Genomic DNA, 14,234 nt, shown 5'->3' on the forward strand with positions numbered 1-14,234 from the left:
CTCTTACTTTTCCTTGTCACTCAAATTTTGGAGTATCTTTTCGTATAAGGTTAGCAGCTGTTGAAGTTCTTCCTCACTTAATGCACTAAATAATTCAATGTGAAGCTTTTCTCCTTTTACTATCGCCTCTTGTAGTAATTCTTTTCCTTTTGGGGTAATTTTAAGCAAAACATTGCGGCGATCCTCTTCATTGTATATTCTTTCTACATATTTTTCTTTTACAAGTTTTGTAGAAATGTTCGTGATAGCTCCCGGCGTGTATCCTAAATTTGATGCCAACACCGTGGATTTCTGAAGTCCATTTTTATTAAGCTCTGATAAAACGAGTATTGGGGACAAACCAATACTTTTGTTAAACGATTTTGTAAATCTAACTATTGTTTCATTCGATAAGGTTTCGAATTTTCGTATCACTTTAAAAATATCTTGTTCCAATGCAAACTCCTCCAAAATATAAACGTCATTACAGTTATTTTAGCTTACTTTTTAAAGAATTGGCTTTTATTTTTTATAATAGGCACGTGACACGAGTAATCCAACCGCCCCAAGAGTGATGAATAGCAATGCTTTAACAGGTACTGAAACAAATGGTAGGTCTAACAAAATAATTTTTGCTAAAGTAAAAAACAATATACCAACACCAGCATACTTTCCTTGTTGTAACGAATACCGGCGACTTAATAACATATATAGAATTGCTACAGCAACCCATAAAGAACTTGTAAATACACGCTCCATATTACTTCCGGAATCTCCTACAAAAATACTAGCAATCATATGTAAAAAGTATAATAACAAAATGCTGAAATAGGCTATTCCAATATTAAAAACCATATACTTGTTCTGTTTGCTAATAACTGCAAGCAAATAAATTCCATAGCCAGTTATCGCTATAAAGACTAGCCAGTGTAACATCTCCCACGAAAGCCAACTAGTAATGGGAGTGTAGAATACATAGTACAATGCGATAAAGTAGGTGATACCACAAAGAGTTGCGTGTAATATATGATTGAACTTTTTATACACTAACAAGTAAATAATACTCAAGCCAACAATTCCTTCAAAGAATAAATCATCTATTAGTAACTGCATAAGCATTAACAAACCGATTGAACCATTTGCAATAAAAATAGGCGTACGAATCAAGTCGTTCTTATTTATATACAGGCAAACTCCATACACAAGTGCAATGACCACTAATAAAACGGATGCTTCATTTTCTGTGAAAACAATCTGAACCCACATTGCAGTGAAAAGCATCACTGAAAAAAGTGTATAAGCCTGATCCTTTAACATTCGTTTTGTTTTCAAGAAGCCAACCAATAAAGCTCCATGCTGTAGCAAAATCGGAAGAACAGCAATCCATTTGAATGCTTCGGGTATATTAGTAAAAATAAAAAATACTACAATAGCTATTTGTAGGAAAATAACAGAGATATAATATAAAGCTTTATAACTATATCGAAGTGCTATCCACAAGAAAAGTATAAAGAGGAGGGCTTCATAAAATGAAAAAAGCGGAATATTTGGTGAAACACTTTTAATCAAAAATGGGACAAATACTCCTCCTATAGTGGAAACAATTCCAATTCCTTGTGATTTGAATTTATAAGTTAGAAATAACCCCAATATAATCCAAGTTACATTTAAAACAAAGGATATTCCAGGTCCAGTCATCGCATAGAGTTGATGCATTGCAAAAGTGGTTAACATGAAAATAGGAATAGCCCCGCCTAGTAGCATTTGACCTAAATTTTTTCGACCTTGTTTTATTTGCCATACACCTAATCCCATTAGTATGAAACCAACGATAAATCCAAGTACAACTTTTACTTGACCATTTAAAATACCGTAATCAGAGGCTGCCTTGAATGCCCAAAGGATACCTACAATAAAAACAATTATAAATAAAGGGGGCAAGATTTTCTGAAATATAAGCGTATCCCATTCAATTGCTGTTTTTTCTTGTTGTTTCGTATGTACAATAGGATTTTGAGGTGGAACGATAGATTGTTTCATATATAATTGTTCTTCTAAAAAACGAACACGCTCTTCCAAGTGTGCTACTCTTTTTTCTAGAACTTTATTCTCTCCCATTTAAACCCTCCTTCTGAATAGCTTCTACTCATACTATTAGACAAATGATGAGAATATCCTTTATTTATCCTCTTCGTTCTTTTTTCAGACTGACAATTAATATTAGTTCATTCATTATTTTCACTCTTTACGATTAATTATTGTTATACTTTTACTATTAAAGAAGATACGAGGAGAATTACACATGAGAAACCGAGGAGCCACTGTCATTATCGAAAACGGCCGTGTTGCGCTTATCAAAAGAACAAAACCGCATATGACCTATTATGTATTTCCAGGTGGTGGCATAGAAAGTGGTGAAACCCCGGAACAAGCAGCAATTCGAGAAACGTACGAAGAACTCGGCGTTAACATCCGAATTCAACGCTTACTAAAAGTACTAGAGCAAAATGGAACACAGCATTTTTTCTTAGCAGATATTGTAGGTGGAAACTTTGGGACAGGTACAGGAGAAGAATATACACATACTTCTATTGAACGCGGAACTTACGAACCAGTATGGTTGGATATCGATGACCTTTCTTCCTTTGAAGTTCGCGCTCGAGAAATTGTGGATATAATTCTCTCTTAATCAAAAATCACTTGTTGTTTTTAAGTTTAGATTTCCAACCTTAGTTTGAAGTTAGTTGAACAGTCCAAAGTTAGCACAAAATGACAGGATTCATCGTTCATAACATCTTATGATATATGCAAGGAGTGAAGGCCATGGGATGGGTGGAGTCGATTCAAAAAGCAATTAACTATATGGAAGATCATTTACTAGATGAGTTGAAAATGGAACAAATCGCGAAAGAAGCAAATTCTTCGGTATTCCATTTTCAACGAACGTTTGCGATTTTAACGAATATATCCGTAGCAGATTATATCCGACAAAGACGATTAACATTAGCCGCACAGGAATTAATGAATACAGATAACAAAATAATCGATCTCTCCTATAAATATGGCTACGATACTCCCGAAGCTTTTACAAAAGCCTTTCGCAAACAACACAGCATAACGCCTAGTGAAGCACGAAAGAAACTAGGTAAATTAAAATCATACAACCGCCTGGTAATCCAGGTGAGCTTGAGAGGAGCCGAACCGATGAAGTACAAAATTGTAGAGAAAGAAAGTTTTCAAGTAGTTGGAGTAAAAAGAACGTACAATTGTAAAAACGGAGAAAACTTCCAAGGAATCCCTGTGTTCTGGGATGAAGTAAATGCAGATGGCACAGATAACTTGCTGTTTCAATTAAACAATGGAACAGTAGAAGGTGTGCTAGGAGTGTGCGTTGCAGACAAGGATTATCAAGAGAACAGCTTGATTGATTATTGGATTGCAACAACTCGTGAAGGGGATGTACCAGAGAAATTTTTAGGAATGGAAATCCCAGCTTCTAAATGGGTAGTTTTTGAAGTACATGGCCCAATGCCCGATGCTATGCAAAACACATGGAAGCAAATTTTTTCTGAATGGTTTCCATCTAACCCTTACGAGCACGCAGGTACACCAGAGTTAGAAGTGTACTCCGATGGGAACGCGTCTAGTCCGGATTATTATTCAGAAATTTGGATTCCGGTAAAATAATAAAAAAAAGTATCACCTAAGTAGTAAAAACTACTCCTTGGGTGATACTTTATTACGGCAAAGTTTATTCCAGTTCGTTTATCATCCGATCTTTCTGGTTCATCATCCGATTCTCCATTAATTAGCTAGATTCAACTGCCATGATACCCCAAACTTATCTTGTATCCAGCCAAATTTTTTGCTGAATGGATACTTGTCAATTGGCATTAATGACTGTCCACCCTCTAATAGCTTATCATAGGCTTCATCAATTTCTTCTTCCGAATCACACTCAACAAATAAAGATAAAGAAGGTGTGAATGTGAACGCATGTTGAACAAAACTATCTGTACACAAAAACTCTTGCCCATTAATATTGAATGCCGCTTGTGATACTTCTCCTTCTTTTCCAGGTCCATCTGCACCGTAGTGAGCAAGCCTAATTATTTTGAAATCCCTGAAAACTGATGTGTAAAAGTTTATTGCAGCTTCTGCTTGGCCTTCGAACATTAGAAATGGTGTGATTTTAGACATAGTATTAAACTCCCTCACATTTTATTTAATTTTAACATTCCCTTATTTTTATGGAGGAATGAAAATTCCCTGTTTTTATGTTACTGTTTTGATATGAAAAAAATAATTCCTCTATTCGTTTTACTTATCATCGTGTTCATTGCATCTGGACAATCATCTGAACAGCAATCACTTATCCCTTTATTAGAGACGTGGCTGCCAAATAAACCACTAGAATCTTTTCTTTCTTATCTTCAAATTCCATATTGGGGCATTCTAGTTTCTATAGAGGAACGTGGTTACTATCCCTTTATCGAGTTTTTAATTCGAAAAGGTACGCATTTTTTCTATTTTGGAATGATCGCTCTTGCAGTTTATGCTGCCTTGCCGAAATTCAAATATCGGTTCCTGACTGCAGCAATTCTGACCATGTTCTTTGCCATTTTCGATGAATTTCACCAGTCATTAACAAGCGGACGTACAGCTACTGCTCAGGACGTCATGCTCGATACAGTTGGTGCCATTAGTGCACTTCTATTATGGAAGTTTATTAAAATAATAGAACAAAGGAGATTCGCAAAGGAGTAATCCTTTAGCGAGTTTTCTTCCATAGAAAGACAAGTCCAAACGTGAAAGAGTTAGAACAAGCTTCAAGTGAATGATAGGCTTAACCTGAACTTTTCTGCTTACCTTTTGGATTATAAGATTAGTACCATATGATCCTCATCGTAGTATGTATCTTCCACCTTTAGCGCTTTTTCTTCCACACCAAAAACTTTAAATCCTAACTGTATGTAAAGTTTCTTTGCTGCTTCATTGGTCGATACAACAGACAGATTAAGTTTTTCAATTCCTTCAATCGTTTTAGCTTTATTTATTGCTTCATTGACCAATGCTTTGCCAACACCTTGCCCACGCGTCTCAGGTCTCACGTACATCGCGTAAATATTCGCTCGGTGGTTCAATTTTAATGAACTCTCCCGAACTAAAGTAACCATTCCCACAAGCTTATTCTGAATGAATGCCCCGAATGTATAGTTTCCTTCCGTTCGCAGATTATTTTCTACTCGTTCAATCGGATTGGTTCTTTGTATCGCTTCCTCATAACTTGAGGCAAATGATTCTGGACTTAGCTTGAGTGCTTCTAATCTTAAATCCCAATAAGTTGCTGCATCATCTGCTGTTAATAGTTTTATTTCCATAGTTACCCCTCTTTAAAAAGTCTTCTTTATATAATTGATGTGTATACAATATAAAATCTCTACAATCTTTTGCTCTTTTTATTTTGTTTTTATATAATGATTTCTTATTTGCATTTGATCGAATTCGTGCACCTTCATTTAAAAGAAGATGCCATTTTTCTGGCAGTGTGGCCAAACATAACTTAACAGCTTCATCTTTCGAAAAAATAGCTTGTTGTTCAAGCGAGCATATGATTCTACTAATCGTACAAGTTGTGAATTCTATCATACTATCGAACAAAAATAGATACCTTTTTTTAGTCTTGGTGAACCAGTATTTGTTCACATTATATTCCAACGTTTTCAAGATATCATCCCATTCAGTGGGAAGATTTAATTCTGCTATTGGTGTACCTTGCAGCGCAATCCCATGCCGTTTTAAAACCCACCATGTAATATGATTAACATCCCAATGCCCCAAACTTACTTTTCCATCCGAGCAATATGGATACATCGGTTGCTCTTCATTTGTTTTGCCCACTAAACTTGCTTGAACGTAAACCCCGTCCATACGTTTTCCAAATTCATAATTGTTCATTTGTGAATGGATTGCTTTAATAGCCCCCACTTCTTGATCACTTAGTTCGCGCTTCAATAAAACAATAAAGTCGATATCGCTTTTCTGTTCATTAAAAGCCCCTAAAGCAATCGATCCATAAATATAAACACCTTCCATAATATTTTCAGGTAAATGTTTATTGAGCGCTCCTACAAATAGTTGTGTAAAAGCTTGAACTCTCTTTGGCAGACGTTCATTCATATTTTTTGTACTCATCTTTCAAAATGGAACATACCGAAGCATCACAAAAACGTCCCTTTTCAAAGGAAGATTTCCGCAAAGTTCCTTCATAGATAAAACCTGCTTTTTCAAGCGTCTTTTTAGAAGCTGTGTTTTCTGGATCATATAGAGCTTCGATTCGAAAGAGCCCCATTTCTTCAAAACCGTATTGTATTACATGTGGTAGAACCTCTGCCATAACCCCTTGTTGCCAATACTCCGGTGTTACTTCAAACCCTACTTCTGCTTTGAAGTGTTCCTTTTCCCAACAGTGATAACCACAGCTTCCGATTATTTTATTTTCATCTTTAGTTGCAATTCCCCAGCGAATGCCTGCGTTGCTCACAAAGCGTTTTTGCCAGTTTTCAATTAATTGAATAGCTTCATCCACATCCGTAAACGTATCCAAATCATAGTACTTTGTTACTTCATCTTTTGAAAAATAATGAAATACTGCATTTGCATCACTTATTTCTATTGAACGCATTAGATAACGTTCTGTCTCTATATGCGGAAAATTATTGAATGTAATCATGAAATCCCTCCTACTAGTTTTATTCGAGAAGAATAATGAAAAATCCTTTGTAGGAGAGGTATTCGTTATTATAATTCTTTAAATTCTTTGTTCAGCATTTAAATATCCAATCAATTCATCCATATCCATTTCTCCAATACTTCCTTCTTTATGCTTTCTCACAGAGACCATACCATGCTCCATTTCCTGGTCTCCAATTATCAACATATACGGATGCTTTTGCAGTGCGGCTTCGCGTATTTTCAAACCAATTTTCTCTATTCGGTCATCCATTTCAACGCGATATCCCTCTTGTTCAAGTCGTTGTTTTACTCCTACTGCATACGAAACATGTGCATCTGCTATAGGTAAAATTTTCACTTGAACAGGTGCCAGCCAAAGTGGAAAGCTTCCTTGAAAATGTTCCAAAAGAATAGCCATAAAACGTTCGATGGATCCATAAATTGCACGGTGAATCATAATTGGTTGATGTAGTTGATTGTCCTCGTCGATATATTGACATTTGAACTTTTCAGGCATTTGAAAATCAAGCTGCACTGTTCCACATTGCCAACTACGTCCAAGAGAATCTAAAATATGAAAATCGATTTTAGGACCATAAAATGCCCCGTCCCCTTCATTTACTTGATAATCTAATTGTTTTTTCTTTAAAACTGATTCAAGCGCTAGCTCTGCTTGATCCCAAACTTCTACTGCACCCATAAAATCTTCTGGACGAGTAGAAAGCTCTATTCTATAGCTAAAACCAAACTCTGAATAAAATTCATCCACTAAATCCAACACTTTATCTATTTCAGTTTCTATTTGTTCCTCACGTACAAAAAGATGTGCATCATCTTGAGTAAATGCTCGAACCCGTAACAGTCCATTTAATGATCCTGATAGTTCATGACGGTGAACTAATCCAAGCTCTGCATAACGAATAGGTAGCTCCCTGTAGCTTCTTTTTTTGCTATTAAAAATAAGTACTGCTCCTGGGCAACTCATTGGCTTAATCGCGTATTTTTGTTCATCTACATCTGAAAAATACATATTTTCATGATAATGATCCCAGTGTCCCGACTTCTCCCAAAGTTCTTGTTTCATCATTATCGGAGTTTTAATCTCTTGATATCCTGCCTTTTGATGCTTCATTCTCCATAAACTTTCAAGCTCATTACGCAACACCATACCTTTTGGCAAATAAAAAGGCATGCCTGGCGCTTCTTCACTAGACATAAATAGTTCTAACTTTTGACCTAATTTCTGATGACTAACTCTTTCTTCTGCTTTTGCTGACATTGTAAATTCCTCCATTTTTTTATTTTATTAAATACAAAAAGACCACACCCATCCCGGCAAAGGGACGAGTGTGGTCGTGGTTCCACCCTAATTCTGCAACACAAAGAATGTATTGCGCTCATACAAGATAACGGTTTTCCCGATTATGGATAATCACATGAATGCTTTCCCCATAATAGCTCCAAGGTGGTAAATCATTCGGTTTCCTTCAGGGCTCTCAGCCAATGACCCTGTTCTCTGATAAGAGAAATGAAAATGATTCATATCCTTTTCTTCGCTTCATTATTTGATTATAAATACAAAAAGACCACACCCATCCCTGGTAAAGGGACGAGTGTGGTCGTGGTTCCACCCTAATTTTGCAACACAAAAAATGTATTGCGCTCATACAAGATAACGGTTTCCCGATTATGGATAATGGCATTCATTGCTTTCCCCATAATAGCTCCAAGGTGGTAAATCATTCGTTTTTCTTCAGGGCTTTCAGCCATTGGCCCTGTTCTCTAATAAGAAAATCGGAAAATAATTCATGTCCTTTTCTTTGCTTGTTAATTTTCTGAAACTGATTTTGATTAGTATATGCAACAAAAAGAAAATCGTCAAGGTCTTTGTTTCCTTATTTTCTTTCCATTCGCTTTGCCAATTGTTGTAAAGGATCCCAAACCCCGTTGTATGGTGGTGCATAGGCAAGATCTAAATCTAATAACTCACTTATCGTCATCTGATGGTAAAGTGCCGTAGCTAACACATCAATTCGTTTATCTACTCCATTTCCACCTATGATTTGGCCTCCTAGTAGTGATTGATCTTCTTTTCGATAGAGTAATTTGATGTGCATCGTTTTCTTACCGGGGAAATAACCCGCAATATCGGTTGCTTGCTGCATAAGTGTCTCGTACGGAATGCCAAGCTGCTCCACTTCTTTTTCAGAAAGCCCAGTTTTACCAAGCGATAAATCAAAAAATTGCATAATGGAAGTTCCAACAATCCCTTTGAATTCTCTTCCATCTTCCATCATATTGAGTCCAGCCAAACGACCTTGCTTGTTAGCTGTAGTACCAAGAGGGATGTAATCATCTTCTTGTTTTATTCGATGAAAATGTGTTGCACAATCTCCTGCTGCATAGATATTTTCCACATTTGTTTCTAAACGAGCATTAACGACGATTGCTCCATTAGGTAGTGTAGTAATTCCGGTATCCTTTAAAAATTCTGTTTTCGGTTTTACACCTATTGCTATTAACACTAAATCGGTTTGGTAGCTTCCTTTGTTCGTTATGACCGACTCTACTCTTTTCCCACCAGCAAACGATTTTACTTCTTCATTCAAGATTACCTCTACATGGTGGTCAGCAGCTTTTTTGTGAATAAAAGTTGCCATGTCTTTATCAAAAATGCCCGCTAATTGATCTCCGCGTTGAATAATTCGCACTTTCTTTCCTAGACTTGCAAAGTTCTCCGCCATTTCTAGACCAATATAACCTCCACCGATAATCGTCACCTGATGTGCATTTTCTAAATCAGCTATAATCTCTTCTGTATTAGGTATTGTTTTAATCGTATGAATTCCAGCTAAATTACTTCCATCCCATTTAGGAATAATTGGACTAGCTCCTGTAGCTATAAGTAGTCGATCATAGTTTACTTCAAATGTATCTTTTGTTTGCAAGATGTTTCCCGATACTGTTTTATTTGCTACATCAATATTGGTTACTTCATATCCCGTCTTTGCGTCAATTCCATACTTACTTCGAAATGTTTCGACGCTTCTTGCAATAACATCCTCAGAAGATGGAACATGCTTTCCAACTACATAAGGTAAACCACATTGTCCATACGAATATATATGTCCTTTTTCGAGTGTAGTAATTTGAGCAGTCGGATCCTTTCGAACAATTTCCATTGCTGCACTCATTCCTGCCGCATCCCCACCAATAATTACGTACTGCATAAATCTCCCTCCCTATAAGTTTCTACCTTCCAATTACTATACCCATAATTACTAATTTGAATTAAAAGGATTCTCACACATAAAAGGAAGGAAGTTTCAGAGTGTGAAAAACCTTTTCTCAATTATTATTCACTTGAGTATCCAAAAAAGTAAGTTCTTCTCCAATCAAGTCGATATCCAATCGTTCAAATAACGGGGAAACACAAGATAATGTGTAGCTTTTTTTCTGAATTACTTTCCAACTATGTTCTTCTAGATTCAACGTTTCTTTTACTGTTGCACTGGAGAATGGAAGAAACGGTTCTAGTATTTGTGAGACATTTGCAATGATGAAAACACAAGTAAGAAGAGTATTATCACATGAATCTTTTTCTTCGTTAATTTGTTTCCATGGTTGCTCTGCATCAAAGTATTTATTCGCAGATCGTATAAAATCAAAGACCTGATCTATCGCTTGTTTAAAGTGTCCTGATTCAATTAACCCTCCAACTATGTCATACAGGCTCTCCATCTTTTCTTTTATTTCAATATTTATCACTCCGCTCGAAATAATCCCACCATATGACTTTTCAATAAATTTCAACGTACGATTGATGAAATTCCCATACGCTCCAAGTAACTCTGAATTATGACTTAAAATAAATTCCCTCCAAGAAAAATCCGCATCCCGGTTTTCCGGTGCATTCGTCGTTAAAAAGTATCTGATTGAATCTGGATGATACTTCTCTAAAATATAAGGCACCCAAACTGCCCAATTTTTACTCGTAGAAAGTTTCTTTTTCTCCAATGTTAAATACTCATTAGAGACAATATGTGTAGGTAAGGAGTGATTGTTAATTCCTAATAATATCGCAGGCCAAATGATTGTATGGAATGGAATATTGTCTTTTCCATGCACATAGTAAGAAGTCGTATTTTCGCTCCAAAATGCTTCGTCATTCGTCCCCTGAAGAGATGCCCATTCCTTACTTGCAGAATAATAACCTGAAACTGCTTCAATCCAAACATATACCTTTTTATCTTCATAACCTATCACAGGTATACCAACACCATTAGGCAAATCCCTAGAAGCCGCTCGGTCAATGAGTCCTTCATGAAGATATCTCTCAGACAAATTTAGTGCATTCTCTCTCCAGTGATGTTTCCTTTTTGCTGTATGAACATACGATTCGAGTTCTTTTTGAAATTGGCTTAAAGCAAAGTAAAAATGCTCTGTTTTTTTCACTATTGGTTCATTTCCGCATATTTTGCATTTTAGATCAAGTAAGTCTAATGGATCTAGAATGGTTGAACAATTATCACATTGATCCCCTCTTGAAGGATGTAAGCAATTCGGGCAAATACCTTCCACGAATCGATCCGGAAGAAATTGATTGTCATACTCACAATATGTTTGATCAATTTCCTTTTTATAAATATGACCGTTTTCGAGCAATGTCAAAAATATTTTTTGGACAATCCGATGATGAAATTCTCCGTCTGTTCGTGTGTATAAATCATAAGTGAACCCTAGATTTGTAAAACATTCTTGAAATTCCTTATGATAACGATTGGCTATTTCTTTAGTTGTTGTACCTTCCTGTTTTGCCCGAATGGATATAGGTGTTCCATTGCAATCACTTCCAGAAACGTATAACACATTTTCTCCTTTTAAACGATAATATCTGGCCAATATATCCCCTGGTAATAAAGCTGCTATATGTCCTAAATGTAACGAGCCATTCGCATAAGGCCAAGCTCCTCCAATAAAAATACTCATTTTCCATCTCCTTTTTATTTTTAAAATTTAACACAAAAAACCCCGTCCTAATAAAAGGACGAGGTTAAACTCGTGGTACCACCTAAATTTATAAACAACTCTCATTGTTTACCTTAGCGAGTATCAAAACATAATACTCCGGCATTTATAACAAGTGCCGATACTTGTCGTAGCTTACTAGTAAGAATACGTTCAGTACGAAGCTCAGAGGCCATTTTCAAATAAGTGTTTTTTGCTTCTTTTCAGCAAACGAAGCTCTCTTTTAAAAAACAACATCACTTTACTTTTCTCTTCAAAGCTTATAAAATATCCATTTATCAGAATATATCAAATACTAAAGGATTAGTAAAGCGAATTTATTAGAATTAAACTTTTTCAAAACCATCCCTAGCTAACTGGGTAATCCCCAAAGAATATTAACGCAAGAGTAGAATCAGAAATTATTGAAGTTCCACATCTACCTTATACAGCACGATCCCAAAAGCGGTGTTTAGCAATTAACTCAATAAAACGAGCAATAAAATTGTTTCCTGCTTCATTCATTAAAACGCCAATTTTTCCAGTTAAACCGAGTTCATCTATAAGTTGGTTGCCGCTAAATGTTGAGGCAATTGGCTTATAATGAGCAAACGCTTCTTTAAGAAAGTAAGATGCTTCTTTTTTATATAGGGAAAATTCGCCTTGTGCACATGCAATGTAGACTGCGTCAAATAAAACTGAGTCGGCTGTTAAGAAAGTATGATCCACCGGCAACTTAGATCCATCATCCCCTTTAATAAATCCTTGATGATCACTTACAATTTCTGGCTGAGTACATTTCGCTTTTAAATCATCTAAAATGGCTGGAAGTTCACTATCAAAACCATCAGTAGCTAAAACCGCAATTTTACGTGTACTATGTGTCATGATTGTATTAAGCTGGCTAAGTGCTGGAGAAGATTTAGTGTTCGTTGATACATTTCTTCCCTGCACTTCTAAACCTAGGTTTTCAGCTACTCGATTTGCTAATCCCAAATCAACTTTTGCAAACATTTCCAACACTTGTTGGCGAACAGATATTTCTTTACATTTTCCTAGCTCGAAGCTGAACGCATTTACAATATGCTCTTTTTCGAGGTCACTCATACTATTCCAAAATAATGTTGCCTGTGAAAAATGATCCTTAAAACTTTCACTTCTTACACGAATTTTACGCCCTTCTATTTTTTCTTGGTAGCTTGCATAACCACCCTCCGCCTCACTTACAGGTGTTGGAGTATTACCAGCAAGAGAGTTTTTATGATAGCTTACTTGCCCTACATTAATCGTTTGTCTACCATACCCATCTCGTTGATTGTTATGGAAAGGACAAACAGGTCGGTTAATCGGAAGCTCGTGGAAGTTTGGTCCTCCTAATCTGATTAATTGTGTGTCTGTGTAAGAAAACAGTCTTCCTTGCAGGAGAGGATCATTTGTAAAGTCTATTCCAGGGACAACATGTCCAGGATGGAAAGCAACTTGTTCCGTTTCCGCAAAAACATTATCTACATTACGGTTCAATGTCATTTTCCCAATAATTTTTACCGGCACTTCTTCCTCTGGCCATAGCTTTGTTGGATCTAAAATGTCAAAATCAAATTGGAACTCATCTTTCTCTTCAATTAGTTGAACTCCTAATTCAAACTCCGGATAATCCCCATTTTCAATAGCTTCATAAAGATCTTGTCGATGGAAGTCTGGATTTTTCCCATTTATTTTCTGGGCTTCATCCCACACAACCGAGTGGACTCCTAGCACTGGCTTCCAATGAAATTTTACAAAATGAGACTTTCCTTCTTCATTAATAAACCGGAATGTATGGACTCCGAATCCTTCCATCATTCGAAAACTTCGAGGAATTGCTCGGTCAGACATTGCCCACATTATCATATGTGCGCTTTCTTGATTGTTTGCGATGAAATCCCAAAAAGTATCATGTGCTGTTGCGGCTTGTGGTATTTCGTTATGTGGTTCAGGTTTCAAGGCATGCACTAAATCGGGAAACTTTATAGCGTCTTGAATGAAAAAAACAGGGATATTATTCCCTACTAAGTCGTAATTTCCTTCTTCTGTATAGAATTTAGTAGCAAAACCTCTAGCATCCCTTGCTAGTTCACCAGATCCTCGAGACCCAGCTACCGTTGAAAACCTTACAAATACAGGAGTTTTTACTCCGGTTGTTTGCAAGAATTTAGCTTTAGTATAATCTTGCATTGATTCATATAATTCGAAAACACCATGCGCCCCATATCCTCTTGCGTGTACAATTCGCTCTGGAATTCGCTCATGGTCAAAGTGAGTCATTTTTTCTCGAAGATGAAAGTCCTCTAGTAATGTAGGACCACGTTCACCAGCTTTTAAGGAAAATTCATCTTCCGAAACTTTTAGCCCTTGGTTTGTGGTCATTGCTTTATCTTTGTCATCTACGCGAAACTGTTCCAATTGTTTATTTTTGCTGTTTTCATTCACCTTGTTATCCAAGCTTATTCCTCCTCTGAATTCGTATCATATTT

General features: G+C 36.3%; 13 protein-coding genes and 3 other annotated features. Of the genes, 3 read left to right on the forward strand and 10 right to left on the reverse strand.

What is annotated here, in order from left to right; translation table 11 throughout:
• Positions 1-3 precede the first annotated feature (3 nt).
• Together PB01_RS18380 and PB01_RS18385 are read right to left on the reverse strand one after the other, a co-directional pair.
• The gene (locus PB01_RS18380) at positions 4-435 is read right to left on the reverse strand and encodes a MarR family winged helix-turn-helix transcriptional regulator (RefSeq protein ID WP_151701517.1); all 432 of its coding nucleotides are present in this window, start codon (positions 433-435) and stop codon (positions 4-6) included.
• 66 nt (positions 436-501) lie between these two features.
• Positions 502-2,097, reverse strand: a complete 1,596-nt coding sequence (locus PB01_RS18385) for a DUF2339 domain-containing protein (protein WP_151701518.1) — start codon at positions 2,095-2,097, stop codon at positions 502-504.
• A gap of 184 nt (positions 2,098-2,281) precedes the next feature.
• Between PB01_RS18385 and PB01_RS18390 the strand changes: the two genes are divergently transcribed.
• Complete coding sequence (locus tag PB01_RS18390; RefSeq protein ID WP_151701519.1) at positions 2,282-2,668, forward strand: NUDIX hydrolase; 387 nt, start codon at positions 2,282-2,284, stop codon at positions 2,666-2,668.
• A gap of 134 nt (positions 2,669-2,802) precedes the next feature.
• Positions 2,803-3,666: an AraC family transcriptional regulator gene (locus PB01_RS18395; RefSeq protein WP_151701520.1), complete on the forward strand. Its 864-nt coding sequence runs from the start codon at positions 2,803-2,805 to the stop codon at positions 3,664-3,666.
• Positions 3,667-3,783: 117 nt separating this feature from the next.
• Here PB01_RS18395 and PB01_RS18400 read toward each other — a convergent pair whose 3' ends face one another.
• Positions 3,784-4,179, reverse strand: coding sequence for a VOC family protein (locus PB01_RS18400; protein WP_151701521.1), 396 nt, complete (start codon positions 4,177-4,179; stop codon positions 3,784-3,786).
• A 93-nt stretch (positions 4,180-4,272) separates the two neighbouring features.
• Between PB01_RS18400 and PB01_RS18405 the strand changes: the two genes are divergently transcribed.
• Positions 4,273-4,746 carry a VanZ family protein gene (locus PB01_RS18405; protein ID WP_151701522.1) on the forward strand — a complete coding sequence of 158 codons (474 nt, stop codon included), beginning with the start codon at positions 4,273-4,275 and terminating at the stop codon, positions 4,744-4,746.
• Between the two features lie 110 nt (positions 4,747-4,856).
• Here the strand turns inward: PB01_RS18405 and PB01_RS18410 are convergent, their stop codons facing one another.
• The 7 genes from PB01_RS18410 to PB01_RS18440 all read right to left on the reverse strand — a co-directional run bounded on the left by PB01_RS18410 (position 4,857) and on the right by PB01_RS18440 (position 14,208).
• Entirely contained in the window at positions 4,857-5,360 is a 504-nt protein-coding gene (locus PB01_RS18410; protein WP_151701523.1) for a GNAT family N-acetyltransferase, read from the reverse strand.
• On the reverse strand, positions 5,332-6,159 hold the full coding sequence (locus PB01_RS18415; RefSeq protein WP_225986102.1) for a nucleotidyltransferase domain-containing protein: 828 nt from the start codon (positions 6,157-6,159) through the stop codon (positions 5,332-5,334). The genes PB01_RS18410 and PB01_RS18415 overlap by 29 nt, the downstream gene beginning before the upstream one ends.
• Positions 6,152-6,712, reverse strand: coding sequence for a GNAT family N-acetyltransferase (locus tag PB01_RS18420; RefSeq protein WP_151701525.1), 561 nt, complete (start codon positions 6,710-6,712; stop codon positions 6,152-6,154). Before PB01_RS18420 ends, PB01_RS18415 begins: the two co-directional genes overlap by 8 nt.
• Before the next feature lie 78 nt (positions 6,713-6,790).
• Positions 6,791-8,008: a threonine--tRNA ligase gene (thrS, locus tag PB01_RS18425; RefSeq protein WP_151701526.1), complete on the reverse strand. Its 1,218-nt coding sequence runs from the start codon at positions 8,006-8,008 to the stop codon at positions 6,791-6,793.
• Between the two features lie 42 nt (positions 8,009-8,050).
• Positions 8,051-8,277, reverse strand: a binding site (T-box leader).
• Between the two features lie 39 nt (positions 8,278-8,316).
• Positions 8,317-8,544, reverse strand: a binding site (T-box leader).
• A 65-nt stretch (positions 8,545-8,609) separates the two neighbouring features.
• Positions 8,610-9,944, reverse strand: a complete 1,335-nt coding sequence (locus tag PB01_RS18430; protein WP_151701527.1) for an FAD-dependent oxidoreductase — start codon at positions 9,942-9,944, stop codon at positions 8,610-8,612.
• 118 nt (positions 9,945-10,062) lie between these two features.
• Positions 10,063-11,703 carry a methionine--tRNA ligase gene (metG, locus tag PB01_RS18435; RefSeq protein ID WP_151701528.1) on the reverse strand — a complete coding sequence of 547 codons (1,641 nt, stop codon included), beginning with the start codon at positions 11,701-11,703 and terminating at the stop codon, positions 10,063-10,065.
• Between the two features lie 51 nt (positions 11,704-11,754).
• Positions 11,755-12,008 (reverse strand) — a binding site (T-box leader).
• A 157-nt stretch (positions 12,009-12,165) separates the two neighbouring features.
• Complete coding sequence (locus PB01_RS18440; RefSeq protein WP_151701529.1) at positions 12,166-14,208, reverse strand: catalase; 2,043 nt, start codon at positions 14,206-14,208, stop codon at positions 12,166-12,168.
• Positions 14,209-14,234: the final 26 nt, after the last annotated feature.

This window comes from Psychrobacillus glaciei, assembly GCF_008973485.1.
Classification (GTDB): domain Bacteria; phylum Bacillota; class Bacilli; order Bacillales_A; family Planococcaceae; genus Psychrobacillus; species Psychrobacillus glaciei.

Excerpts from the sequence above, each read along its gene's own strand:
- PB01_RS18420 (WP_151701525.1), bottom strand. The coding sequence starts at position 6,712 with ATGATTACATTCAATAATTTTCCGCATATAGAGACAGAACGTTATCTA.
- PB01_RS18430 (WP_151701527.1), bottom strand. The coding sequence starts at position 9,944 with ATGCAGTACGTAATTATTGGTGGGGATGCGGCAGGAATGAGTGCAGCA.
- PB01_RS18405 (WP_151701522.1), top strand. The coding sequence starts at position 4,273 with ATGAAAAAAATAATTCCTCTATTCGTTTTACTTATCATCGTGTTCATT.
- PB01_RS18400 (WP_151701521.1), bottom strand. The coding sequence starts at position 4,179 with ATGTCTAAAATCACACCATTTCTAATGTTCGAAGGCCAAGCAGAAGCT.
- thrS (WP_151701526.1), bottom strand. The coding sequence starts at position 8,008 with ATGGAGGAATTTACAATGTCAGCAAAAGCAGAAGAAAGAGTTAGTCAT.
- PB01_RS18410 (WP_151701523.1), bottom strand. The coding sequence starts at position 5,360 with ATGGAAATAAAACTATTAACAGCAGATGATGCAGCAACTTATTGGGAT.
- PB01_RS18385 (WP_151701518.1), bottom strand. The coding sequence starts at position 2,097 with ATGGGAGAGAATAAAGTTCTAGAAAAAAGAGTAGCACACTTGGAAGAG.
- PB01_RS18390 (WP_151701519.1), top strand. The coding sequence starts at position 2,282 with ATGAGAAACCGAGGAGCCACTGTCATTATCGAAAACGGCCGTGTTGCG.
- PB01_RS18415 (WP_225986102.1), bottom strand. The coding sequence starts at position 6,159 with ATGAATGAACGTCTGCCAAAGAGAGTTCAAGCTTTTACACAACTATTT.
- metG (WP_151701528.1), bottom strand. The coding sequence starts at position 11,703 with ATGAGTATTTTTATTGGAGGAGCTTGGCCTTATGCGAATGGCTCGTTA.
- PB01_RS18395 (WP_151701520.1), top strand. The coding sequence starts at position 2,803 with ATGGGATGGGTGGAGTCGATTCAAAAAGCAATTAACTATATGGAAGAT.